25 protein-coding genes and 2 pseudogenes are annotated in these 25,166 nt (G+C 37.3%); 20 read left to right on the top strand and 7 right to left on the bottom strand.

Annotated elements, in window-relative coordinates; all coding sequences use genetic code 11:
• Positions 1 to 51: 51 nt before the first annotated feature.
• The 5 genes from C509_RS0112865 (at position 52) to C509_RS0112840 (ending at position 6,115) form a co-directional block, all read left to right on the top strand.
• Positions 52 to 1,002, top strand: a complete 951-nt coding sequence (locus C509_RS0112865; RefSeq protein WP_018707348.1) for a DUF1177 domain-containing protein — start codon at positions 52 to 54, stop codon at positions 1,000 to 1,002.
• A 15-nt stretch (positions 1,003 to 1,017) separates the two neighbouring features.
• On the top strand, positions 1,018 to 1,824 hold the full coding sequence (locus C509_RS0112860; protein ID WP_018707347.1) for a nitrilase-related carbon-nitrogen hydrolase: 807 nt from the start codon (positions 1,018 to 1,020) through the stop codon (positions 1,822 to 1,824).
• A 203-nt stretch (positions 1,825 to 2,027) separates the two neighbouring features.
• The gene (locus C509_RS0112850; RefSeq protein WP_018707345.1) at positions 2,028 to 3,356 is read left to right on the top strand and encodes a purine-cytosine permease family protein; all 1,329 of its coding nucleotides are present in this window, start codon (positions 2,028 to 2,030) and stop codon (positions 3,354 to 3,356) included.
• Positions 3,357 to 3,458: 102 nt separating this feature from the next.
• Positions 3,459 to 4,553, top strand: a complete 1,095-nt coding sequence (locus C509_RS0112845; RefSeq protein ID WP_018707344.1) for an S-methyl thiohydantoin desulfurase family protein — start codon at positions 3,459 to 3,461, stop codon at positions 4,551 to 4,553.
• Entirely contained in the window at positions 4,553 to 6,115 is a 1,563-nt protein-coding gene (locus C509_RS0112840) for a hydantoinase/oxoprolinase N-terminal domain-containing protein (protein WP_018707343.1), read from the top strand. Before C509_RS0112845 ends, C509_RS0112840 begins: the two co-directional genes overlap by 1 nt.
• Positions 6,116 to 6,483: 368 nt before the next feature.
• Here the strand turns inward: C509_RS0112840 and C509_RS25610 are convergent, their stop codons facing one another.
• Both C509_RS25610 and C509_RS0112825 read right to left on the bottom strand, forming a co-directional pair.
• On the bottom strand, positions 6,484 to 6,708 hold the full coding sequence (locus tag C509_RS25610) for a sortase domain-containing protein (protein WP_281168074.1): 225 nt from the start codon (positions 6,706 to 6,708) through the stop codon (positions 6,484 to 6,486).
• A 636-nt stretch (positions 6,709 to 7,344) separates the two neighbouring features.
• Positions 7,345 to 8,262 (bottom strand): EamA family transporter, encoded by a 918-nt coding sequence (locus C509_RS0112825; protein WP_018707340.1) that lies wholly within the window; start codon positions 8,260 to 8,262, stop codon positions 7,345 to 7,347.
• Between the two features lie 407 nt (positions 8,263 to 8,669).
• Between C509_RS0112825 and C509_RS0112820 the strand changes: the two genes are divergently transcribed.
• Complete coding sequence (locus tag C509_RS0112820) at positions 8,670 to 9,368, top strand: SDR family oxidoreductase (RefSeq protein ID WP_018707339.1); 699 nt, start codon at positions 8,670 to 8,672, stop codon at positions 9,366 to 9,368.
• Positions 9,369 to 9,932: 564 nt separating this feature from the next.
• Here C509_RS0112820 and C509_RS0112810 read toward each other — a convergent pair.
• The gene (locus C509_RS0112810) at positions 9,933 to 10,700 is read right to left on the bottom strand and encodes a MerR family transcriptional regulator (protein WP_018707337.1); all 768 of its coding nucleotides are present in this window, start codon (positions 10,698 to 10,700) and stop codon (positions 9,933 to 9,935) included.
• Positions 10,701 to 11,260: 560 nt separating this feature from the next.
• Between C509_RS0112810 and C509_RS0112805 the strand changes: the two genes are divergently transcribed.
• From C509_RS0112805 to C509_RS24820, 7 genes and pseudogenes are all read left to right on the top strand, one after another.
• Entirely contained in the window at positions 11,261 to 12,220 is a 960-nt protein-coding gene (locus C509_RS0112805) for a cation diffusion facilitator family transporter (protein ID WP_018707336.1), read from the top strand.
• Positions 12,221 to 12,395: 175 nt separating this feature from the next.
• The gene (locus C509_RS0112800; protein WP_018707335.1) at positions 12,396 to 12,944 is read left to right on the top strand and encodes a DUF1697 domain-containing protein; all 549 of its coding nucleotides are present in this window, start codon (positions 12,396 to 12,398) and stop codon (positions 12,942 to 12,944) included.
• A gap of 148 nt (positions 12,945 to 13,092) precedes the next feature.
• On the top strand, positions 13,093 to 13,239 hold the full coding sequence (locus C509_RS26510; RefSeq protein ID WP_018707334.1) for a hypothetical protein: 147 nt from the start codon (positions 13,093 to 13,095) through the stop codon (positions 13,237 to 13,239).
• A 320-nt stretch (positions 13,240 to 13,559) separates the two neighbouring features.
• A complete protein-coding gene (locus C509_RS27530) occupies positions 13,560 to 13,622 on the top strand; it encodes a tetracycline resistance efflux system leader peptide (protein WP_154654408.1) in 63 nt (20 codons plus the stop codon).
• Positions 13,623 to 13,655: 33 nt separating this feature from the next.
• Positions 13,656 to 14,612 (top strand): annotated as a pseudogene (locus C509_RS23925) (tetracycline resistance MFS efflux pump); the annotation flags it as partial.
• A gap of 198 nt (positions 14,613 to 14,810) precedes the next feature.
• Positions 14,811 to 15,725 carry a class I SAM-dependent methyltransferase gene (locus C509_RS0112785; RefSeq protein ID WP_018707332.1) on the top strand — a complete coding sequence of 305 codons (915 nt, stop codon included), beginning with the start codon at positions 14,811 to 14,813 and terminating at the stop codon, positions 15,723 to 15,725.
• A gap of 120 nt (positions 15,726 to 15,845) precedes the next feature.
• Positions 15,846 to 16,730, top strand: coding sequence for a class I SAM-dependent methyltransferase (locus C509_RS24820; protein WP_169509209.1), 885 nt, complete (start codon positions 15,846 to 15,848; stop codon positions 16,728 to 16,730).
• Between the two features lie 293 nt (positions 16,731 to 17,023).
• Here C509_RS24820 and C509_RS27370 read toward each other — a convergent pair whose 3' ends face one another.
• The gene (locus C509_RS27370) at positions 17,024 to 17,809 is read right to left on the bottom strand and encodes an aminotransferase-like domain-containing protein (RefSeq protein ID WP_342664522.1); all 786 of its coding nucleotides are present in this window, start codon (positions 17,807 to 17,809) and stop codon (positions 17,024 to 17,026) included.
• Positions 17,760 to 18,473: an aminotransferase class I/II-fold pyridoxal phosphate-dependent enzyme gene (locus C509_RS27365; protein WP_311315776.1), complete on the bottom strand. Its 714-nt coding sequence runs from the start codon at positions 18,471 to 18,473 to the stop codon at positions 17,760 to 17,762. The genes C509_RS27370 and C509_RS27365 overlap by 50 nt, the downstream gene beginning before the upstream one ends.
• 120 nt (positions 18,474 to 18,593) lie before the next feature.
• Here C509_RS27365 and C509_RS27360 point away from each other — a divergent pair, with 120 nt between their 5' ends.
• The 7 genes from C509_RS27360 (at position 18,594) to C509_RS0112745 (ending at position 23,767) form a co-directional block, all read left to right on the top strand.
• A complete protein-coding gene (locus C509_RS27360; protein WP_018707330.1) occupies positions 18,594 to 18,797 on the top strand; it encodes a hypothetical protein in 204 nt (67 codons plus the stop codon).
• Entirely contained in the window at positions 18,769 to 19,200 is a 432-nt protein-coding gene (locus C509_RS24810) for a LysE/ArgO family amino acid transporter (protein WP_311315775.1), read from the top strand. The genes C509_RS27360 and C509_RS24810 overlap by 29 nt, the downstream gene beginning before the upstream one ends.
• A 77-nt stretch (positions 19,201 to 19,277) precedes the next feature.
• On the top strand, positions 19,278 to 20,021 hold the full coding sequence (locus C509_RS0112765) for a MerR family transcriptional regulator (RefSeq protein WP_018707328.1): 744 nt from the start codon (positions 19,278 to 19,280) through the stop codon (positions 20,019 to 20,021).
• A gap of 73 nt (positions 20,022 to 20,094) precedes the next feature.
• On the top strand, positions 20,095 to 20,745 hold the full coding sequence (locus C509_RS0112760) for a DUF4097 family beta strand repeat-containing protein (RefSeq protein ID WP_018707327.1): 651 nt from the start codon (positions 20,095 to 20,097) through the stop codon (positions 20,743 to 20,745).
• 101 nt (positions 20,746 to 20,846) lie between these two features.
• Positions 20,847 to 21,491, top strand: coding sequence for a GAP family protein (locus tag C509_RS0112755; protein WP_018707326.1), 645 nt, complete (start codon positions 20,847 to 20,849; stop codon positions 21,489 to 21,491).
• Between the two features lie 399 nt (positions 21,492 to 21,890).
• Positions 21,891 to 22,475, top strand: a complete 585-nt coding sequence (locus tag C509_RS0112750; protein ID WP_018707325.1) for an ArsR family transcriptional regulator — start codon at positions 21,891 to 21,893, stop codon at positions 22,473 to 22,475.
• A gap of 14 nt (positions 22,476 to 22,489) precedes the next feature.
• The gene (locus C509_RS0112745) at positions 22,490 to 23,767 is read left to right on the top strand and encodes an MFS transporter (RefSeq protein WP_018707324.1); all 1,278 of its coding nucleotides are present in this window, start codon (positions 22,490 to 22,492) and stop codon (positions 23,765 to 23,767) included.
• A gap of 260 nt (positions 23,768 to 24,027) precedes the next feature.
• On the opposite strand, the gene C509_RS0112740 is transcribed toward C509_RS0112745, so the two are convergent.
• Both C509_RS0112740 and C509_RS25600 read right to left on the bottom strand, forming a co-directional pair.
• Positions 24,028 to 24,318, bottom strand: coding sequence for a transposase family protein (locus C509_RS0112740; RefSeq protein ID WP_026319842.1), 291 nt, complete (start codon positions 24,316 to 24,318; stop codon positions 24,028 to 24,030).
• A 115-nt stretch (positions 24,319 to 24,433) separates the two neighbouring features.
• Positions 24,434 to 24,883, bottom strand: a pseudogene (locus C509_RS25600) (DUF2268 domain-containing putative Zn-dependent protease); the annotation flags it as partial.
• Positions 24,884 to 25,166 lie beyond the last annotated feature (283 nt).

The following is a 25,166-nucleotide window of genomic DNA, read 5'->3' as shown; positions in this document are numbered from 1 at the left end:
TTTTAAGTACCACATAAATAGACAGAATATTTAGATGGATGGTGATGTCTGGTGTCTTTGAAATATACGATGGAAATAATGGAGCTGTTGGACGAAGCTTATATAAATGGCAAAAAGGTTGTCAATATTTTTAAAGGTTTGCCACATTGTGAATCATCTTATGAAACCGTTGTCGGAGCGACTGGGGCTTCGACTGATTTTATCAAAATTTTAATCAAAGGAACGAATGGAAAAAGTGATGGAGGGTCGGCGCCGACACTGGGGATTGTTGGGAGACTCGGGGGACTTGGAGCACGTCCATTCAGAATCGGATCCGTTTCCGACGGGGATGGTGCAATCGCTGCCATTACTGTTGCATTCAAATTAGTGAATATGGCTTCGAATGGGGACCGTCTTCCTGGGGATGTGTATATAACGACACATATTTGTCCTGATGCTCCAATTGAGCCGCATGAACCGGTTGATTTTATGGGCTCACCCGTTGACATGATGGAGATGAATCGACATGAAGTGCTTGAGGAAATGGAAGCCATTCTTTCGATTGATACTACCAAAGGAAATAAAATTGTAAACCATTTGGGGATAGCCATTTCTCCTACTGTAAAGGAAGGTTATATATTACGTTTTAGTGATGATCTTTTACGAATCATGGAAATGACGACGGGGGATTTTCCGGTAACCTTTGGCGTGACAATGCAGGATATCACTCCATATGGGAACGGACTGTACCATTTAAACAGTATTTTACAACCCTCTGTGGCAACGGATGTCCCGGTGGTCGGAGTGGCTATAACGGCTAAATCAGTGGTGCCGGGATGCGGAACAGGAGCGAGTCGTGAGGTTGATATCGCCGAGGCAGTCCGCTTCGCCATCGAGGTAGCCAAAGAATATACCAGCGGAAAATGCGAATTTTATAATAAGGATGAGTTTGCAAAGCTAAAAAAATTGTATGGTTCAATGAAAAAACTGCAGACCTTTGGCAGACAGCCCGAGCAAGTTTGAAAGGAGTCCTGAAAAGTGAACAGCAGGAGAGTCAATATCGGTATTATCCAGTTTGATAGTAAGCTCGGTGACGTTGAGTACAATGTAAAAAAAGCAGCTGAGAAAATCAAGCTGGCAGCTGAAAAGGGAGCCTATATTGTTTGTCTTCCTGAGCTTTTTTCCACAGGCTATAATTTAGATCTGCTCGGTGATGATGTAAGTTTATTGGCACTTCAATACTATGACTATACTGTTGAAAAGATGGCGGAAGCAGCTCGAGAAAATAAAGTATATGTGGTAGCGCCTTTTGGAGAAAAGCGGGATTTGGAAGGGATTTTGTATAATTCAGCTCTTGTTTTTGATGATGAAGGAGATTTACTTGGAAGCTTTGCCAAGACACATTTATGGGCAAAAGAAAGGATGTATTTTAAAGAAGGCTCTGATTACCCCATTTTCGACACAAAATATGGAAAATTTGGAATCGCCATTTGTTATGATATTGGTTTTCCCGAAGCTTGTCGCTCTTTATGCCTGAATGGGGCCGAGTTTGTGTTTATGCCCTCAGCATGGAGAGTCCAAGATAAAGATATGTGGGAATTAAATGTCCCTCAACGCGCATTGGAGAATATTTTTTTCACGATCGGCGTAAACCGTTTCGGGCACGAAGGGGATTTGTATTTATTTGGTGGGAGTAAAGTGTGTAACCCAAGAGGACAAGTGATTGCGCAGCTTCCTGATGGTGAGGAAACTGTAGAGGTAGTGACAATTGATTTGGATGAAATTAACACATTTAGAACCCAAATTTCTTATTTGAGGGATAGAAAGCCTGATATTTACATTTAACTTCATTCAGCAGAAGTCTCCCACATCTGTAAGTGGTGAGATGAATGGGTCTACTTAGTAGGGGGCAAACCCCGGCTGAATGAAGTTAAAGCCTCTGGCGGATGCCACGGGTTTTCAGAGGAAATGTATCGAGCTTAAGCTCGATAAAAATCTGGGCGCAAATACGCCAAGGCGCATTTGATAAAAGAAGGGTGGAGAAAGGCGTGAAAAAGGAAGAGGAAGTGACAATTGGGGAAAAATATGATGATTATGCATTATCCCGGGTTCCAAAAAGTGAGAGAAAGCACTGGTTTGGCATTGCTACGATGCGATTTGGACAAATCTCTGCTCTCTCCCAATTTTTACTGGGTGCTGCGCTTGGTTACGGTATGGATTTTTGGACTGCTTTTTGGGCTATTACCCTAGGAGCGGTCATTTTGGAAGTTGTGTCCATTTTTGTGGGAATTGCCGGTATGAGAGAAGGGTTGAGTACCACTTTATTAGTTAGATGGGCAGGCTTTGGAAAACTGGGTTCTTTCTTGTTGAGTCTAGTGATCGCTATCTCTATGATCGGATGGTTTGGAATTCAAAATGAGGTATTTGCCAACGGAATCCATCAAATTGTAGGCGGTCCAGTCTGGCTTTGGTCGATTGTTACAGGGGTGTCTGTGACACTTATTGTATTGTTTGGCATTTTGTCCTTGGGATTTACTGCATATGTAACAGTTCCACTTTTCTTACTTGTAGTTTTTTATTCAATCAGCAACGTATTGACACAGTTTTCATTCGGAGAGCTGATTGCTTTGCCGGTGCCGGGTCCTGAAATTCCACTGGCTGTTGGTGCGAGTATGGTTGCGGGTGGATTTATCGCTGGTGCCATCATTACACCTGATATGAGCCGTTTTAACCGTTCTGTTGGTGACGTGATTAAGCAAACAGTCATTGGCATTACATTCGGGGAATATATTATTGGTTTGGTAGGTGTTCTTCTAGCCCATGCAGCAAAGACATCCGATGTCATCTCAATCGTTATGGGTACAAGCGGTATTATTGGAACGATCATATTAATTACGGCTACATTGAAGATTAACGACTGGAACTTATACTCTTCTTCTCTCGGTGTCGTTAATTTGATTGATCTCGGCTTTGGGAAGCGAGTAAACCGGACGCTTGTTACAATTATTCTCGGTTTGATTGGTACACTATTTTCTGTGCTAGGAATTTTAGGAGCGTTCGAAAGCTTCCTTGTATTGCTGGGTGTAGCACTGCCGCCTGTAGGAGGCATTATGACAGTGGAGTACTTTATTGTTAAACGCTATGCGAAAGAATTAAAAGAATCCCGTGAAAAAGGTGTATTGCCGGAAACGTATGAGGCATGGAATCCAATCACACTGATTGCTTGGATTGCATCAATTGCCATTGGTTTGACCATTCACTGGGGGATACCTTCTGTCAACTCACTTGTTGCAGGCGGCTTCCTGTACTGGCTGCTAAATGCTATAGTCCACCGCGGTAAAAAAGTAACGTATGGTGAAGTGAAAACCTATAAATAATTTGAGAATTTGGCCAGTCCATCCTTTTAACTTCACAAAGGATAAGACAACTTCTATCCTATCCAGGGGAGTCTGAAAAAACTGAAAAAGAGGGATCAACATATGAGGTTTATTGGAAAAGAAGAGATTGAGGATATTGCTGTTGGTGCGGCGTTGCTTGGAACTGGAGGGGGAGGTGACCCTCATATTGGAAAGTTGATGGCTTTACAGGCAGTTGAAGAAAATGGTCCGATTAAACTTCTATCCATAGACGAAATTGGCGATGATGATTTAATTGTGCCGACGGGCATGATGGGAGCGCCGACGGTGATGGTGGAAAAAGCTCCAAGCGGTACAGAGGCATTGGCAACGTTTAAAACGCTTGAATCTTATCTTGGGGAAAAAATTGTTGCTACCATTCCTATAGAAGCCGGGGGCATTAATTCCATGCTTCCTTTGGCACTTGCGGCAACACTGAAATTGCCAGTAGTAGACGTTGATGGAATGGGGCGAGCTTTTCCGGAATTACAAATGACAACCTTTTATTTGGATGGAGTTTCAGCAACCCCTATGGTGATTGCTGATGAAAAAGGAAACGCCTCATTGCTGAATACGATTGATAATTTATGGGCCGAAAGAATCGCAAGAAACGCTACGATTCAAATGGGCGGGTCTGTTATGATGGCCATTTATCCTATGAGAGGAAAAAATTTAAAGGAAAGCGGTATCCATAATATTTTGCAGTTGGAAGAAGAGATAGGCCGCTCTATCCGCCTTGCCAAAGCTGGGGGCTATGATCCAATTGAGAAAGTGCTCGAACTGACAAAGGGATTTGAACTGTTTCAGGGAAAAGTAACAGATATTAATCGTAAAACGGAGACTGGTTTTACAAGGGGAATGGCTGCCATCGAAGGATTGGCGGATTATAAAGGTGAAACTCTTGAGCTTCGGTTCCAAAATGAGCATTTGATCGCAAAAACGAAAGATCGCCTGTTATGTGTAACACCTGATTTAATTGCGGTGCTGGATGCGGAGACTGGACTTCCAATCACTACGGAAGGATTAAGATATGGGGCTCGCTGCGTTGTCATTGGAATACCGTGTGATCCGAAATGGAGAACGGAAAAAGGTATTGATACATGCGGCCCATCTTATTTCGGTTACGATGTGGATTATGTCCCCGTTGAGAAGTTAATGGTAGGAGGAGCTGGACAATAATGGGCATTTATCGAATAGGAATTGATGTTGGCGGGACGAATACGGATGCAGTTATTTTGGATGAGGATTTCAATGTCATAGCAGAAACGAAAACACCGACAACGGAAGACGTCAGTACGGGAATATATAAGGCAATGAAGGAAGTCATCACTTCTTCTAATGTTCCACTTTCTGACATTAAGTATGCCATGCTTGGGACTACTCATGCAACGAATGCTATTGTTGAAAGGAAAAGATTAAATTCAATCGCAGTTATCCGTTTAGGTGCTCCCGCAACGCTTGCGGTCAAACCGCTTATTGGAGTGCCAGATGATTTACGGGAAAAGCTAGGAAAATATGTTTATATTGTTCAAGGCGGACATGAATTTGACGGGCGGGAAATTATGCCGCTTGATGAACAAGAACTGTATCGCATTGCTGAAGAAGTGAAGGGGCAGGTTGATTCCATTGCCATCACGTCTGTGTTCTCACCAGTTTCACGAAGTCATGAGGAACGGGCAGCTGAAATTATGCAAGAAGTAATGGGAGAAGAATTACCCGTATCACTTTCATGTGAGATCGGCAGCGTCGGCCTTCTTGAAAGGGAAAATGCAACGATTTTAAATGCTTCGGTCGTGAATGTAGCCAAAACAACAATTAACGGGTTTGTCAATGCGTTAAGGGAAGAAGGCATCCATGATGCCCGGGTATTTTTAGGTCAAAATGACGGAACCCTTATGTCTGTGGACTATGCATTAAAATATCCGATCTTGACTGTTGCCTGTGGCCCGACGAACAGTTTACGCGGTGCATCTTATTTATCCGGTCATGACGATGCGATTGTTGTCGATGTGGGAGGAACGACTACTGACGTCGGAGTCCTCGTGAGCTCTTTTCCTAGAGAATCGTCTCTCGCTGTTGAAATTGGAGGTGCTCGGACAAACTTTCGTATGCCAGATTTGGTTTCTGTCGGACTGGGTGGAGGAACGATTGTCCGAATTCGAGAGAATGGAGAATTTTCGATTGGACCGGACAGCGTAGGTTACCGTTTAACGGAGAAGGCACTCGTTTTCGGCGGTGATACGTTGACGACCACAGATGTCGTCGTGGCTCTTGGAAAAGCTGAAATTGGAGATCCTGAAAAGGTCCGCCATTTGGATCGGACATTACTGGAAAGCATTTATGCGGAAATGACTTCCATGGTGGAATTGGCGGTGGACCGCATGAAAACCAGTGCGGATCCTGTTCCAGTCATTTTGGTCGGCGGTGGAAGTATACTTGTACCCGCAACATTGGAAGGAGCCTCAGAAGTCATTCGCCCGAAAAACCATGGGGTTGCCAACGCCATTGGTTCTGCCATTGCTCAAGTAAGCGGTCAAGTAGAAAGAGTGTTCTCTTTGGATGAGCTTGGCCGGGAAAAAACTCTGGAGCTGGCAAAACAAATGGCGGTCAATGAAGCCGTTGAGGCAGGAGCTGATCCCAATACATGCGACATTGTGGATATTGAAGATGTTCCACTTGCCTATCTACCTGGAAATGCGACACGAGTAAGAGTCAAGGCAGCAGGGGAACTAGCAAGGTAGCTATATACAAACATTAGTAGCACAGGCCAAAATCATGGCTTGTGCTACTATTTTTGAAAAAATCTCTCATGGATTCGAAATAGGTCTATCCAAATGTTTTAATGATGAACTCTTTATATAGGCTTCTCCTAAAATTTAACTTTTTTACCTAACCAAGAAACTTTTTTCATTTCATTTGATACACTTTTTAAGTAATTAAACATTCTAAAATCTTCTATTCTCTATTTTTAAAATCCTCATTGAATGGAAAAGAATTAATAAGATCTCCCCTTACGGCTACTCTGTTTTCAGGTTCACTTGGTATATCGCAAGTTATTAAGGTGATTTCGTCCTTACCATTTTCCTCCATGATTGTTGTTTCATTTTCTTTAATGATCTGTTTGTGCTACTTGATATTCATAAATCTTTTTTTTATCCGTAACGTATACCTTATCACCGTTATTTAGACGAACTATATCATAAAATAACAATCCTTTTTTCTTCATTCGGTGTCCGGCCAAAACATAGTTTCCCATTCCTAACTGGTCGTATTCCTTCATTTCCCCTGCACCATGTAATAGTTTTGCTTTGTGACAGGTTAAAGCAGGAACCAAAGCTGGAAAACAAGCTAAGTCGAAGAAAACTCAAACAAGCACCCAAAGGAAAGCCAGTGGGGCTAAAGCTGTAACGTAAAGGTGTTCGTATTTTGCGTTTGCTTATGTTGCTGGCGTTGATAAGCTGTTAATACCTTTTACCTTATATTCAATGGTATAGCTTCGTTTAGACTTAAAAATGTTCCCCTTTAAGCATCCAGGTTTTACTTTTTTACCTGTCTACTTAAAGGGGAACATATCATAATACGAGACCGGCTTTAGTATTTTTCCTATCGTCTGTAGCCCCAACAAAATGAAGAGGCCTTGATTCGCATGAAAATATACATAATTGTTGCAATCCTACCCTTGGAAGTGTTCGAATCACACTTTGTAAGTAGACATTCAATGAACCTTTCATCACATAGGCAGGGATGAATTCCGCGTTTAAGACAAATGTCGTGTCTCATGCAGCATGCATCCACATCATTGATGGGGCCTTCAGGACCGCTGCATCCCGGACCACACCATTTATACCCGGGAAATAGGCAAAGCCCTCGTTTTCGTTGATGTATTCGAGCCAACACAAACACCCCCTTATTATATAAAATATGAAGGAGGGCGTGGATTTGAAAAGGCAGAGGCCTTGTCATGCTCTTTTTAGTTTTTAGATCTGCTCAATGATAAGAGCACTACCGTGGCAATAATGCAAAATGTACCTGACCATTCCGGCAGGCCGAAGCTTATATTCAACCAGACGACTGAAGTAAATGTCGCAGATAAAGGCTCAATGGATGCCAGCAGGCTAGTTTCCGAAGCACTGAGGTATTTCAGGCTTTCAAGATAGCAGTAAAAGGCGATCAGAGTCCCGAAAATGACGATAAACACTACAGCCATCAAGGCCGAAGGCGACCATTGACCGACTAGCCTCCAGGGCGGGTGCACAAAACTGAAACCAATTCCTCCGACTAGCATGCCCCAACCCACAATAATCATGGATCCCCATTTTTTCAAAAGATTGTTGGGCTGAAGTGTATAAAAAGCCAGTGCGACCGCAGAGCTTAATCCCCAAAATAATGCCCAGCCGGATATGGACAAGCTGCTAATGTTCCCTTGTGTAACAAGAAGAAATGTTCCGATAACAGCCAAAACAACAGCTGAAATCTCTCTTCCTGTCGGAAGCCGCTTCCCTTTGACCGCCACATAGATCGTGATAATGACAGGCCCCAAATACTGGAGGATGGTTGCCGTTGCTGCGTTGCTATGTGTAATTGCGGCAAAGTATGTATATTGGACGGCGAGCATGCCAAGGATACTGAACGCCACAAGGCTGAATGCCTCTTTTTTACTCTTCCAAACAGCCCAAACACGGTGTCCTTCCTTTTGATAAGCAAAGCCCAGCAATAAAACACCTGACAGAAGCAGACGTATGACAACAAGCCACTCCGCAGTAAAACCATGTTGATGAAAAAGATATTGGGCAACAGTTCCGGAAACTCCCCACAAGGCTGCGCCGGTCAATACCATGGAGATTCCGGTGACTCTTGAGTAGGCCAACGCTGAATCATTCGAACTCATTTGGTGTCCCTCGACTTTACGTAGTTTGTGATGGAAAAATGGACATGCTTCAATAATCATAGTATCATGCCTGAATCTTTACTTCTATCAAACTAAAAAAACTTTAAGGAACATATTTCTTTTTGATTTGTAAGAAGGAATATGGGAATAAGCTCGCTATTTGCCTCGTGTTTTTATGTATTAGTATACGTAGAAGTCGTAAAGGCATTTGAAGATGGATATACATACTTCATCATGGTTTTACTTTGCTATGATATTTTCTATTTTTAATGCCGGAATGTTAAGACCAAAATTCATCGAAAGCAAAATAAAGTCATTTTGGTTTCTCGGGTACTGTTTTCATTTCTTTATTACAGCCAACACAAGTGGTACACTCACAGTAAAAGTATAGTTGAGGGGGAATCGAAATGAAGTCATTACAAGGGAAAACGGCCATTATTACAGGTGCCAGCAGCGGCATTGGGGCGGCAATCGCTAAAGTATTGTCCGGTGAGGGGGCAAATGTTGTTCTTGCAGCTCGCCGGATCGATAAATTGAAAGAAGTGGAACAGGTTATAAGCAGTCAAGGAAATGGAAAAGCCCTTGCCGTCCGGACGGATATATCCAACAGGGAAGATGTTGAGAACCTGGTGAAAAAAGTGGAAGAAGCCTTCGGAAGCATTGATGTTTTTGTCAATAATGCAGGGCAGATGCTGTCAGCTGCGGTCCAATCTGGAAAAGTGGAAGAGTGGGAGAGTATGATTGATGTGAATATCAAAGGAGTGCTGTATGGCATCAATGCGGTCTTGCCCTCCATGCTTGAGCGGTCAAGCGGTCATATCGTCAATATTGCCTCAGTTTCAGGGCTGGAGGTAACGAAAACGAGCACAGTATACAGTGCAACCAAATTTGCAGTACGTGCCATTTCAACAGGCCTTGAAAAAGAGCTTGCACGAACCGGAGTCCGTGTTACGAATATTTCTCCGGGAATGGTGGACACCCGGTTGAGCAAGAGTGCCTCCGACCGTAAAAAACTTAAGGCCGAAGACATTGCGAAAGCCGTTATGTATGCAGTCACTCAACCTGATTATGTGAATGTCAATGAAATTACCGTGAGGCCGGTATAAACGGAAGGCTGTACAGAATCATGAAAATTGATTTCTGTATAGCCTTTTTCATGACTCTATGTTTTTTCCATATCTGTTATCCCACTTATTCTTTGATCAATCTGGGATATCACAAAATTGCATTCTTCAATCTCATAATCATTTCGGTACTTTAGAAAATAGTTCAGACACTTCACAGCATGTTTCCGCCATTCTGCCAATTCATCGGGTGTACATTGATTCATTTGATCTATTACCTGTCTTCGATTGATTCGGATCACTCTCCTTAAAAAGTTTCTCCCAACCAAGCATATAACTTAGTGAAATTATTTGCTGTTATTTTAGCAAACCCGCAGAGAAACATCATCAATTGCTATAAGACCAAACAGTATTTTTCTATTTTCAGGTTACAGTTAACTTTGCTGACCGCACTTGCTTTGAATGAAGTAATTGCTGTTAATTGTCCAGAATTTAAGTGTGATTCCTCTATATGTTCATTTTTTTGAAAAACAAACATAACTTTAATGAACCGTATGAATCAACTTTCATTCTCATAATGATATTCCTGTTTTTTTATGGCGTACCTTATGGGGTTCCGTTGATTTCCATATAATATTCCATCGCTTGATTGAGCCATTTCTGCTCATCATCTGTAAATGGAGAAGGTGTCATTTCTTCCAGCTCTTGAATATCCAGTTCTTCCACGTCAGCATCCGCCAGCTTTAGTATCAAATCCTCACCAAGAAACTCAAAAGATGCTTCTAGATACGATTTAATCATTTCTTGTACTTGTGGATCCTCTACAGGTTTACCGTAAAATTGTTTTACTTTCTTAGCCATTTGAATAAAGGTCTGATCCAAGGTGATTTTCTCTTCCTCTGTTTTCTTTAATAATTCTTCCGCTACATCCGTTAACATGTGCCGTTCCATCCATTCTTTTTGTATATTTTCCGTTTGCATACTATTGATGAGGCTGAACAAAATGGTGCTGTCCACTTCCCCTTCTTCTTTCAGTAACTTAATAACTCTATTAATCGCAGCCATTGATAGTTCGATTTGTTCTTTTTTCCTTTCTAATTCTTGCAAGTGCAGAGATAAAGTCTCATTTAAATCCACTGTAATATTCGATTCATCCAACAGGTCAGCAATCTTATCCAGGCTATAGCCCAGGAACTTCAGGCTGACGATTTTCTGTAAGGTTAGAATATCATGATGATTGTAAATCCGGTGACCGGAGGAAGGATGCTTTTCTGGTTTTAAAAGACCGATTTCATCATAATAATGCAACGTGCGAATGGATATTCCTGTCTTTTCTGAAAACTCACCTATGGAGTACTTATGATTTCGATTCATCAAAATTCCTCCCATAAAAAAGTATATGTTCATTATAAAACCTCACGTAACCAGAGGTTCAAGAGAAATTATTGCACAAGATATATGTATCTTTTTAAATGTGCGAAAAGTCTTCCAAAACGAATGATCCATACTGTTTTTATCGAGTACGTCATTTATTGAACGAGAAGGGATATTACTTTATATAGTAATGCCGCTTGAATTAAATATGTCTATATGATAATGTATTCATATAAGGAGGTGTCAATGGTCATGAAGGAGTAAGAAGATGATGAAGAGGATTTAGATGCAGTACCTTTTTAGTTGTATCCCAACCTTCTTTAGGGATCAGACACGATTCTCATCTGGTATATTTCCTTTCTGTAAATCAAATACCGGACATGTTAGGCATTGAAGAATAAACTGTCTTGAATCATTTACGTTTTTTGCTAGAAATACAGATTCTGCAACAACGACGTTTTCATACTTGTGATGACAACACACCAGAAGATGATGATGTTTATCATTTGATTTTTATATGAACATATGTACATATATTGATAAATTAGGAGGTTTTAAAGATGGGACACCATCACGGACATGATCATAACCATACACATGGTGCAAATAAAAAAGTATTAATGATCAGCTTTTTCATCATTACGGCTTATATGATTGTGGAGGTTATAGGTGGATTTATTACAAATAGTCTTGCTTTGTTATCGGATGCCGGACATATGTTAAGTGACTCCATTTCTTTAGGAATAGGTTTACTTGCATTCACGTTAGGTGAGCGGGCGGCAAATTATAGCAAAACTTACGGTTATAAACGATTTGAAATACTGGCAGCTGTGTTTAATGGTGTCACGCTTATAGCCATAGCTTTATATATTTTTTATGAAGCATATTATCGATTTACAAATCCGCCTGAAGTAGCGTCAAATGGAATGCTAATCATTGCAATTATCGGATTACTGGTGAATATATTTGTTGCCTGGTTATTGATTCGCGGTGGTGATACAGAAGAAAATCTTAACTTGCGAGCAGCCTACCTACATGTAATTGGAGATATGCTTGGATCTATTGGAGCTATTATTGCTGCTTTGCTTATTATGTTCTTCAATTGGGGGTGGGCGGATCCTCTGGCAAGTGTCATTGTTGCCATTTTAGTATTAGGAAGTGGATGGCGTGTTACAGGAGATGCATTACATGTCTTAATGGAAGGAACTCCAAGAAATATTGCAATAGATGAAGTCATTTCCGCAATCAAGGAAGTAAAAGGGGTTACTCATATCCACGATTTACATGTCTGGAGCATCACAAGTGGTCAGCACGCACTTTCCTGTCATGCAGTTGTTGATGGAAGTTTAACTGTAGAAGAAAGTCAAAAGATCATACATGCGATTGAACATCAATTGCAACATAAGGGAATCGGCCATGTTACCATTCAAATTGAAAATACAAGTCACCTTCATGAAAATTCAATTATTTGTAAGAAAAATTACGATTTAACAGAAGATCATCACGTTCATGACCATTAAAGTTATAAATGTCATTCGTTATATATTCCCCTTTAGAACAAGTCGAAAAGCATATTTATTTATCAACAAACGATATGCTCTCTCCGTTTGTTGATAAATGACCATTTCGTAGAACATGTATCATTAAAAACCATGTATAATGGTCTTAATAAAATGTAGTTCGGGGAGGAACGTTATGGTTTATGTTGCACTTCTTCGGGGGATCAATGTTGGCGGGAAAAATAAAATTGATATGAAATTGCTGAAACAAACGTTTGAACGGGTTGGGATGGAATCGGTTGTAACCTATATCAATTCAGGCAATATTATCTTTATACATGATGGTTTTTCGAAATCGGAAATAGCTCATATTTTGGAAAAAGCGATATACGAAGATTTTGGAATGCACATTAAAGTGATGGTCCGCAGTCATGATGATTTTAAAATCATTATGGATTCCCTTCCTGAAACATGGAAAAACGATCAACTGATGAAAAGTGATGTGATGTTTTTATGGGACGATGTTGATGGTGAGTCAGTTCTAGGCAAGCTGGTTATCAAACCCGAAATTGATACTGTTAAATATGTGACTGGCGCAATTTTGTGGTCAGTTGACAAGAAAAATGTAACCAAAAGCGGGATGACAAAAATGATTGGCACAAACCTATACAAGAAAATAACGGTTAGAAATGTAAATACTGCACGTAAAATATATGAACTGATGCAAACAGCACAAAATCAATAGTATTTGTACGCGGTTTCCGAGAGTGTAACGAACCCATATTACGAACCATAGTCAAATGAAAAATCCCCAAATCCTCAATGCTTTAAGGGTTTGGGGATTTACGTATTGCACCGAGATTTCTTAAGGAATCGTGAAAAATAGGTGTCGTTTGGCAGTCGAATTAGGGACAGTATGTAGGCTTTCAGTCATAGAAAACGGACAAGAAAGTGCAGCGGTAAAAACAGAATTAGGCTATATGATGAAAGGTGTGAACAATCATCGCATTCATTCAAAGGCAGTCGAGACATTTGTCTAATGTGTGGAATGGGTTGGGGAATCAGCAAAGCAGGCACATACAAGAATTAATCATTATGAGGTTAGGTAATTAATATTAAAAAATCACACCAGATACAAGACTAGAACGAATGGATTGTTTGTGGCTTTTATTATTCAGGCTCAACCATATTCGGTACTAAACACGATCCCGTATAGTGACGATAAAATTTTTGTATTCGCCAATGCTAAATGTTTGATTATGCTCTATTCTATAAAGGACTGTTATGTTTAAATTATGAAAATTGAAAACTACAAGCTGTATATGATAAAATATTCGAATCATATCTAGGGGGAGTTATTATGAAGTGCAATAAGTATAATTGGGTACAAGCTAAAGAGGGGAGCGTATCAATGACCCTATAAACTACGTCTGCCCTCATTATTGGAGGGTAAATTGTGAATTCATCTTATTCACAGTCAATCTTGCGCCATAATCAACTTTTATGGTGGCTTTGTGTTCTTTCTTTTTTCAGCGTTTTAAATGAAATGGTTTTGAACGTCTCATTACCTGAAATTTCCAGTGATTTTAATCAATCACCAGCAAGTACAAACTGGGTAAACACAGCTTTTATATTAACATTTTCCATAGGAACCGCTGTTTATGGAAAGTTATCAGATCAGTTGGGTATCAAAAAGCTACTCCTATTTGGGATTATAGTGAATTGCTTCGGATCGGTCATTGGGTTTGCAGGACATTCTGTCTTTCCCATACTTATTTTGGCTCGGTTTATTCAGGGGGCTGGTGCGGCTGCATTTCCAGCACTCGTGATGGTTGTTGTTGCACGTTATATTCCAAAAGGGAATAGGGGAAAAGCATTTGGTTTTATTGGATCTATCGTAGCAATGGGGGAAGGTGTCGGACCAGCTATTGGTGGATTGATTGCCCATTATACCCATTGGTCTTATTTACTGCTTCTTCCAACTGTTACGATTATCACTGTTCCATTCCTTATAAAACTATTAAAAAAGGAAGAAATAGTCAAAGGCTCTTTTGATATTGTAGGAATTATCTATATGTCTGTAGGCATTGTATTTTTTATGCTTTTTATGACATCTTATAGAATTTCCTTTCTAGTCATTAGCATTCTTTCTTTCCTGATATTTGTCAAACATATTTTGAGAATATCTAACCCTTTTGTTGATCCTGCATTGGGGAAAAATGTTTCATTTATGACTGGAATCATTTGCGGAGGACTTATATTTGGTACAGTAGCAGGATTTGTCTCTATGGTCCCTTACATGATGAAAGATGTCTATCAATTAAGTGCTGCAGCAATTGGGAGTGGGATTATTTTTCCTGGAACAGTGAGTGTTATTATTTTCGGTTATATTGGGGGGGTACTTGTTGATAGAGCCTAAATATAATATACGAGGGAGATTGAAAGTGAATGGCAGGATCAATTTATTAAATTTATAAACAAAATTCATCCAAGTAGAAAATCAGTTATTCAGCAATATGTTTATGAAATTGATTATGAAGAAATTAGCTTTTATTAATTTAGATGGAAGATTGTCTTGTTTTATCACTATTTTAATGGAGGCGATTATTACATGAAACAAAATGAATCAAGTTTAACTTCATTAATATCAGCTTTTGGTAGAGCTTACCATAGTCAATTCGATACACCAAAAATTTTTGATGATTTTATAGCTAAAGACTTAATTTCACAAAAAGAATATCATGACATTAAAAAGAATATGGTTCAAGGCATTCAGTTCTTTAACAAAGAAATTGCGAAAAAATATAAAGGTAATCCGGAGGAAATTTTAAAATGGATTACACAAGTTCAGTTATCACCGACATCTTTAGCACGTGCTGCGTATTGCGAAAATGTATTACAAAATGAAATTAAATTTGGGGTAAAGCAATATGTCATACTCGGGGCAGGCTTAGATACTTTTTGTTTACGACACCCTGAATTGGAAAACACTCTTGAAATATTTGAAATTGATCATCCATTTACACAGGAATTTAAAGTACAAAGATTGGTTGAAGTTGATTTAAAAATACCGAAGAATCTTCATTTTATTCCGATGGATTTCACGAAAATATTTTCGTACGAAAAACTTTTTGGGAAGGGCTTTAGCTATGAAAAAACATTTATTAGTTTACTGGGTGTATCTTATTATTTAACGAAAGATGAACTATCAAGCTTGATTGAGAAATTATTCGCTGAAGTCCCATCTGGGAGCTCGATTGTTTTCGACTATGCCGATGAAAAACTTTTTGAGGAGAAAGGATTTTCTAATAGAGTAGAAAACATGGTGAAAATGGCTGCGGTAGGTGGAGAGCCAATGAAATCGTGTTTTCCATACTCTGAAATCAAGGGAATATTAGAAAAATCTGGTTTGCTCATCTATGAACATTTATCACCTTCAAAAATTCAAAATCTATACTTTGAAAACCGAAAAGATTACCTATCGGCCTTTGAGACAATTCACTATGTTCATGCGGTGAAAAAATAAAAAGAAATTATAAGTATGAGGGAATACCTTTATGAACAAGATTCTGAAAATTAAACAAAGGTCTTCTTGATCTATTCAAACTAAATATACGGTTAACAAATTTACCATGATAGAAGTTCAATGAATAATGTGGCTTTGGATAGGAGAGAGAAAATGTTTACCATATCAGACTTTCAAAATTTAATCGAACAACAGTTATTCCACAATCGAAATAAAAGTCTTTTTTATGAGTTGACAAATGGACGATTCGTTTTAAATTCTTCCAAAGAAACTAGTGCTTTATTTAAACAAAAATCCAAAGATATCGCAAATTTTATAGAAACTGCACATTTAAATGACACAACTCAAAAATTGGCAAAATACATTTCAGATAAAACGATTCGTTTATTCGTTGAGGTGAATCAATATTTAAATTTTTCCCAAAAGGATTATCTTCAACTTCAAAAAGTCTATGAAGCTCTGCTTCAACAGGTATATGAAATTTGTAATCAAAAGGAAGTATCTGAAGAAGAAATTGATCAGTTGTTTCGTTCCCATTATAAAAATCTACAGAGCTTTTTATTAGATTCAAACGGTAAAGAGATATTTAAAAAGTATAGGGAAAGCCCGGATGTACTTGAAATAAAATGTGCTGAATATACTTCTGAGTTTCAAATGAGATTATTAGGTATCTATTTGTCAAAGGTTAAACAGCCTGTTTTAGATATTGGATGTGGACAACAGGCAAACCTTTTTCACTTTTTAAGGAAAAATGACATAGTTGTATACGGGTTGGATCGAAATGTTCAGAATCTGAACAATAAAATATATCAAGTGGATTGGCTTGAGTATACGTACGTTCCAGACACTTGGGGAACTGTCATTTCTCATATGGCATTTTCAAATCATTTTATGCACCATCACTTGAGACCTGATGGAGATTATGAAAAGTATGCAACAAAGTATATGGAGATATTAAAATCCTTAAAAATTGGTGGAAGTTTTATTTATGCGCCAGGCCTTTAATTTATGGAAGAGATTTTAATATCCACATTTGATTCTTATACTGTAGAGACTGGAGAATATTCTACCATGGTAACTCGTATTAACTAAATGAAAACTATATAGCTTTCATATTATGAAAGGAGATAAGTGAAAAGGACTTTCTAACTATAGTAGGGATTGGAAAGTCCTTGTTCTGCCTATCTTAATACCAAGGAAATTGTTTGAAATTACTTCACGAACCAGTAACTCAATTTAAGGATTTTAAACCGGTATAATAATACACTAATACATAAGTTATAATCGTTTCATAGATTCTACATCATTTCAATGATTAATTCCGATATTCTTTTGAGGCCTTTTTTAATTTGATCTAAAGTTGCATAGGAATAGGACAACCGTAAATGTGTATGATCGTCCTTATCATATATATTACCTGGATTTAGCAGTATTCCCTCTTGAAGAGCTTTTTCAAATAACTTCCTATTGGAAATACTAGGAGTGATTTTTAGCCAAATATAAAATCCCCCACTTGGAATATTCCATGTAACTATATTAGAAAAATAAGTATTTAAAATTTCAATCATATAATCCCTTCTACATTTTAATTCACTCCTAACTAAAGTTAAGTCCTCTTCATACCCATTTTTAAGCCATTTATTTACTAAAAATTGTGAAATAGAACTTGAGCCGTAATCTGTTTGCATTTTAATGTCAGCAAGTCGGTTGATAACAACAGGTTCGGGCCCAACAATCCAGCCAATCCGCAGGCCTGGACTGAATGTCTTAGATACACTTCCAATATAAAGTACACTACCTTGCTTATCATTTGCTTTTAGTGGTTTAGGCGGTGGTTGTTCAAACCACAAATCACCATAAACATCATCTTCAATTATAGGAAGAGAAGCTTTTTGACAGTCTTCCGAAAGTTGTTTTCTCCTTCTTTCAGACATTAGAGTGCCTGTTGGATTGTGGAACGATGGTATTGTATAGATTAAAGCAGGGTTGTGCTGTCGTTTTAAACGACCAATGGATGCATATTTAATCCCTTCCTCATCCATAGGTATACCGAATAAATTCATGCCGGCAGATTGAAAAAACATGAATAGAATTAAGATATGAAGGTGATTCATGAAAAATAACTGAACCCCGTTGTAACAGACCGATTGAAATCAATTGTAAAGCTTGTAAACCGCCGGAAACAATCAATATAGATGAAGGCGAAGTTTCGATGCCCTTTTCTTTTAAATAATCACAAATTGTTTTCCTGAGGTGAATGCTCCCTTTAGGTTCTTCATACCCTAAAGATAGGTTACTTCTCATATCCATTTGCAACAGTTTTGTTAGTTGATTACAAGATAACAGTTCGGGGGAAAGTTCACCGGTTCCTAGTCGAATTATATGAGGATTTGTTTCAGCCTCATTAATTTTTTGTACGCTGTTATTATTGGGCTTATGAATACCAGAACGTACATAATCAATCCAATTAGGTGGAGGTGACGATGCTAGAACTCCCCAAGTATTATTTATTACTGTTGTACCACTTCCAACTTTCGATTCAATTAAACCATCTGCGGAAAGTTCTTCAAGAGCCATAATAATTGTACTTCGGTTAACATCAAACTGTTTTGCTAAGTTTCTTTGTGACGGTAACTTCATTCCAATAGACCATTTTCCATTCAAAATTTTCCTTTTTATGTAATTGTAGATTTGTAGATGTAAAGGTAATGATGAGGATTTTTTCGGCTTCCATTCTATATTACCCATCTTTCAACCCTCCTCGTATTTTTAATAATTATATGAAATGGTTGGCTATTTTTTCAACCAATTGGTTGGAGACAAACAGAGTAAATTCCCTTATTCTAAAATACGATGGGAGGGAAAAAGATGGAAGCATTGGTTCATGGAATCATTTTAGCTTTTGGATTAATAATTCCTTTAGGAGTACAAAATATTTTTATTTTTAATCAAGGAGCAACTCATAAAAAAGTTATGTCTGCATTTCCAGCTGTTATATCGGCTGGTATTTGTGATACGATTCTTATTTCATTGGCAGTAGCAGGTGTATCGATTATTATTTTTAAGTTTTGAATGGGTTCGTGTTTTATTATATACAATAGGATTTATTTTCTTAATTTATATAGGTTGGCTAATGTGGAAGGATAGATCTGAACTGAACGATGCAGAAAATAAACAATTTTCTCCAATAAGGCAAATTACGTTTGCTGCTTCCGTGTCCTTACTAAATCCATATGCCATTTTGGATACGATAGGGGTAATTGGGACGAACTCATTGCTCTATCAAAATCATGAAAAATGGATTTTTACAATTGCCTGTATTGTAGTTTCTTGGGTTTGGTTCTTTGCCTTAGCTATTGCTGGGAAAAGAGTTGGCCGATTTAATAAAAATGAAACTATTCTAAAATGGATAAATAAAATTTCTGCGATATTAATTTGGTGCATTGCAATTTATATGGGAATAAAAATATTTTGAGCAAAGACCAGAAGAGATACTTGAAAGTGACGTAACGTAATCTTATATACTTATAGTCAGAATGAGGTGATAGGGAAATGATTTCAATTAAAGAATTAACAAAACAAACTGGAGTTTCTGTTCGAACAATGCGTTATTATGATGAAATAAATTTATTGCCTCCAGCTGGAAAAACAGAAGGTGGGCATCGATTATATAGTGAAAAGGAGTTAAAAAAACTTCAGGAAATCCAATTTTTAAAATCTTTAGGATTTCGTTTAATCGAGATAAAGGAGATGTTATCTGATAAAAACTGGGATTGGGAGATCGGACTAAAAAATCAGTTAAACTATATTTTGCAAGAAAAACAAAGAATTATTCAAATAGAAAAAACGCTAAAAGGACTCTTAAACACTCTAAAAATTGAGAATTCGGTTGATTTGACATATATAAATAAATTAATTCAATTGTATCAGAGTAAAAATGAACAACAAAATATATTTCGTGATAAATATTTTCATCAAGGTGAAAGGAAATTACTTAACAAATTACCGAAAATGGACAGTGATGATCCGCACTCTCTTGAATGGATTTCCTATTTGGTTGATTTGAAAAAATTCAAACATAAGGGTGCTAATTCTCCAGAAATTCAGCAAATTATACATTGTATGTATGAAAAGGCCATAGATACATTTGGTGAAAATGATGATTTTTTTAATAAATTATGGGAAATACGTAAATCACCAGAAAAATCAACAAAGATGGGCTTTTATCCGATAGAACAGGAAATATTAAATTTAATAGAAGAGGCATGGGATTTTTATGAAAATAAGCGACATTGAAGTTTCATCTGTAAAATTGTTCAAGGTAGAATAGATGGATTTTTATAAAATTTTATTTTTAAGAGGGATAGAGATGAAAAAATATTTGATTACTATTTTTTTAAGCATGATATTGTTAACGGGATGTAATTTTAATCAAGAAGAAGTTGTACACTCAATTGATCTTGATGGTATTGATACTATTTACATTGACCATGGAAGTGAAAATGTTCATCTAATCAGTATAGAACAGTCAAATTTAGAAGTGTTACACTCAAATAAAAATATTGATGTATCCGAAAAGGCGAATGAAGTATCCATATCTATGGAGGAAAAGATCTTTAACATTGGTCCGCAAATTAATTTGAATACTCAACTCCTAGTCAAGATTTCAAAAGATTTTACAGGAAAAGTTATTATTAATGGAACATCCGGAAATGTAACATCGGAAGACCTTGAAACAACAAATATCGAAGTAAATGAGAAAAGCGGGAATATTACGCTAGACTTCAAGGATTTCCATAGTGATGTAAATATTACAACATCGAGCGGAAACGTAGTTGTATCGTTGAATACGATACAACCGGACATTGAATTACAGACAAAGACAGCAAGTGGGTTACAAACAATTACTGTACCAATTGACATAGAAAAGCAAAATGATAAATCGATTGAAGGGAAAGCAAATGAAGGAACTTATTTTATTGGAATAAAAACAGCCTCGGGGAATATTTCTATACGATAATTGATGTACTTTTCCTATCCTATTAATTGTTTTTGTGTTTATTGTGTAAAAAGCCTTATTGTGAATATTTAGCCAATAATGTAAGAATAGGATGATATTAAGTGAGTTTTGAATTTTTAATTCCGATAGGCATATTAGCTTTAGTGGACACATTGAGTCCGACAACGTTAAGTGTAACTGTTTATATGCTACTTATGGAAGAGGAGCGATTAATTAGAAGGTTATTTGCTTATCTGTTAACGGTTGGCATCTTTTATTTTACTGTAGGAATATTTTTAATGATGGGGGTTGGAAGTATTTTCCAGAAGTTTCCGAGTTTCGATGAAAGTGTTATACTCAGTCAATTTATGTTTTATTTAGGTTTGGGGCTATTTATTGGGAGTTTTTTTGTACCAGCTAAATCCACCCCTAAAACATATAAACCGAAGTCGAAAAGTATGTTGGCCATGGTTATGCTTGGCTTAATGACTGGTTTAATTGAAGTCGGGACAGCATTACCTTATTTTGCGGCTATCGGCATCATGACAACAGTCAAATTAAATCCATTTCAATGGATTCCCATACTAGCAGGTTATAACTTCATTATGGTACTTCCACCGCTCATTCTTATTGGAATACATTTATTATTTAAACAATGGCTTCGGGAACCATTAATGAAAATAAAATTGAGGTTAGAGAAAAACCAGGGAGCAACATTGTCGTGGATTATGGCTATTGTTGGTTTAATTATTTTGATAAATAGTTGATGATTAAAAGATTGGAATGAATATTTTATTAAAAGAATAATAGTTTTATGAGAACAAGAAAACCTTTACTTTGAAGTAGCAAAAAAACGAAAATGATAAATAATAATATTCCTTTGAGACATATGTCTGTTCTGGCAAGTAGCAATCAATATAAACTATATGGAAAGTGCTACTTATTTTTGCAGGGTTTTCTGGAATTGTTGTGGACCAAGGAAGGAGTTGATCTAATTTTTCTTTCCTAATAAAGCTAAATAAATCATAACAATAGTCCACATCTAAAGGTAGGTGTGGACTATTTTACGCTTACATTCATTTCCTTTTTTTAATTTTTTATAGTATAATACAGTCAAATATTTTTAACCGTTTTAGTTTATTTTACAAAGGGTGGTTATTAAAGAGATGAAAAATAATTTGATTATTGATGATTTTAATCAGTTAAGAGCATTAAGTGATCCGTTACGTGCCGAAATGATGATGCATTTGGTGATGCGTGCTTATACTGGTCAACAACTTTCTGAGATTTTGTCAATCCCACGCGGGAAGATCCATTATCACCTAAAGGAATTGGAGAAAAATGGGTTAGTCCAAATCGTAAAAACGGAAGAAAAAAATGGTATTGTACAGAAGTTTTACCAAGCAGTGGCGGCTGATTTCCAAATTTCTGAAAAACTTCTTCCGAGAAAAAAGGAAATAAGAGATACAACCAAACAATTAATGTATGGAATTCTAGAACGTGCCAAACAAGAAATTAGGGAAGCTCCCGCCGAATCCTTCGAAACAAGAGAACCGAATGAAAAACCATTGGAACGACGTTTTATTTCTTCTACTTGGGAACTGGAGGCAACGGAAGAGCAATTTAAACAATGGAAAATAAAGTATTATGCTCTTTTAAAAGAGTTACACCATATGGGCCTACAATCAAAGGGTAAGAAAAATAAATATTATATTACTACCGTTGGTTTTCAAACGGATGAGAAAGAATAAGGGGAAAGAGTTGGATGGATATTGTTAAGAACAGAAATTATTTACTTTTATTAATCGGTAGGGTTGTAACAAATATAGGGGACAGTTTGTATTATGTCACTACAATGTGGCTCGTTTATAAGCTGGGTGGAAATGCATTTTACACAGGACTTGCGGGATTTCTAACGCTTTTGCCTGCCTCATTTCAGTTTATTACCGGTCCTTTTGTAGATCAATGGCAAGTAAAAAAAACGTTAATCGTTACCCAACTACTTCAAACATTATTGATTTTCTTAATTCCAATCACATACTATTTTGACTTGTTAACAGTTCAGCTTGTATTAATCATTATGCCAATCGCTTCATTTATTCAGCAATTCGCTTATCCATCACAAACAAAGGCATTACCTATCATTTTGGAAAAAAAGCACTTAATTAAAGGTAATTCTTATTTTGCTTTTGCCTATCAAGGAATTGATCTAGTGTTTAATGCTATTTCAGGTATTCTTGTCACTTTTTTTGGAGTAGTTTTGTTATATCTAGCCGATTCCATTATTTTTGCGATGGCAGCAATATTGTTTAGTTTGATACAATTGCCTAGAAAGGTTGAACAAAAAGATAGCAGAACTGGAAAACAGAAGATTTTGCAATATATTACTGACTTAAAGGAAGGATTTCGTGTTGTTTATCGTTCATTAATTGCTGTATTTTTAATTGGTTCGATTGTTGCAAATTTTTGTATCGGGGCTGCTATGGCAATTTTGCCATCCCTTGCAGATGTACGAGGAGGTCCGATGTTTTACGGTTTTTATTTGGCAGCTATGTCTGTTGGTGGATTAGTTGGTGCATTATGCGGATCGTGGATGGGAAGATTTCGGTTAGGTATTTTTGTAACAATATCCTTTTGTTTTAGTGCACTATTGTGGATCCTTGCAGCAATATTTCCGATTACATCTATCGCTATAGTATGTTTTGCACTTGCATGGATTCCCATTGGTGGTACAAATGTCATTTTTGCAACAACGTTACAAACCGTAGTTCCACACGAACTCTTGGGTCGTATAAATACAGTATCTGGTAGTATGAGTGCGATTGCTATGCCAATTGGTTCCATAGTTGGTGGTTATGTTGCTAGTGTAACCAGTAGTACTCTAACATTTTCTTTTGCAGGGTTAGGATTTCTATTTGTTTCTATCGTTTGGCTTTTACATTCACGCTTAAGAAGATTACCGAAGTTAGCAATGCTTACAGGAGATTTAATGGGAATTCACATAAATAAGCCTTCATTGACGGCGGAAGGTAAAGATTACTAACTGATATAACCGAACGATCTTTCTCCTTCAGTGGATTCTACTAATCGATTGGTCTCCCCTGTACTGGAATGAGTAATAGATAGAGGTAGCAAGTACCATATGATATTTATACGTCATTTATCGCTTCGTAGGGAGTTTATTCTGTTTAAACGCCACATAGGCATTTGAATTCCTTTTTATGCTATATACAACATCTTTTTTGTCCTCAATTAGTTATTAAATATAAAATTCTGGTTGCTTGCTCCTTGAACCCAATTAAATTAGCCTATTGGTAACAGAACGCCCTTCATCAATATCTGGGATACATTCAAAGAATGTATCCCCATACCCATTACATTTTTAACGAAGATGCCAACTCGTTTAGCATGCATCGGCAAATCAAAGAATAATTGTTCCTTTTTACCATGCTTATATAGATTAGCAACTGTACCACATTTTGGGCAATAAGAAGGAGATGGCAATGTAGTTTCAACTAAGAACCTATAATCATATTCACTCTCCTTCATATCAAGAATCTTAAAACTTGGTAGATTGAGCATATTAATTGTCATTATTCCATTTCCCTTTGTTTTATTGAGCATTTAATAAGAAAATCATATGAATTGCAGTTAAATAAGAAAGGCATTACTTAGCTATCGCAGTAATGCCTTCATTAGTACAAACAGGTTATTTAGAAAACAGTCCACAATTGCTTAGTATTTCATCTGTGCCAAGTAAGGTAGCTTCTACTATCCCCACATTATTGGTTTCCATGAAAGATTGTACTGCTTGGTAGCCTACTGCATAACCAGCAAATGGTGATAAGCCAACAGGTTGATAGCCTTGTTCTTTTGCAATGGTATCACCAAACATATAACTGCTGACCTCAGCAAACCCTTTAATATCTAAAGCATCCTTTATAACTTCTTTTGAATATTCCAAGTCCTCTTTATCAAAAGATGTAACCCAAGGTCCTAAAAGATCTTCTCCATAAAGTTCTTTTGCAAATGACTCAGCTAAACCCTCTATAATTAAGTAATCACCAACGGTAACGTCTCCATGATCCCAATCAAAATATGAAAAACGGATATTATGATGGAATTCATGTGCAATTACAGCAGGAATCCTTGGAATATTGTTTATGGCACACTAGAAATGTAGGAAACGGCAGCTAATTTATGTACATAAAAAAGGCCACTTGCCAACATCCGAAAAAATACATACACTCCTGTTTGGGCATATCTTTACAGGAGGTAGTATAGGAGATGTTAGCAATGGCTGAAGTTAATTATATCAGATACGAAACGAATACAAAAGGTCGCAGCTATGCAGAAGTAGCACGGCAGATGGGGGTAGATCGGCGGACGGTGAAAAAGTATTCCGACATGGAAGATTTCAATCCGGAGAAACCGATCAGACA

The sequence above is a fragment of the Siminovitchia fordii DSM 16014 = CIP 108821 genome, from assembly GCF_000374565.1.
In the GTDB taxonomy this organism is placed as follows: domain Bacteria; phylum Bacillota; class Bacilli; order Bacillales; family Bacillaceae_C; genus Siminovitchia; species Siminovitchia fordii.
This window is presented reverse-complemented; position numbering and strand designations above follow the sequence as displayed.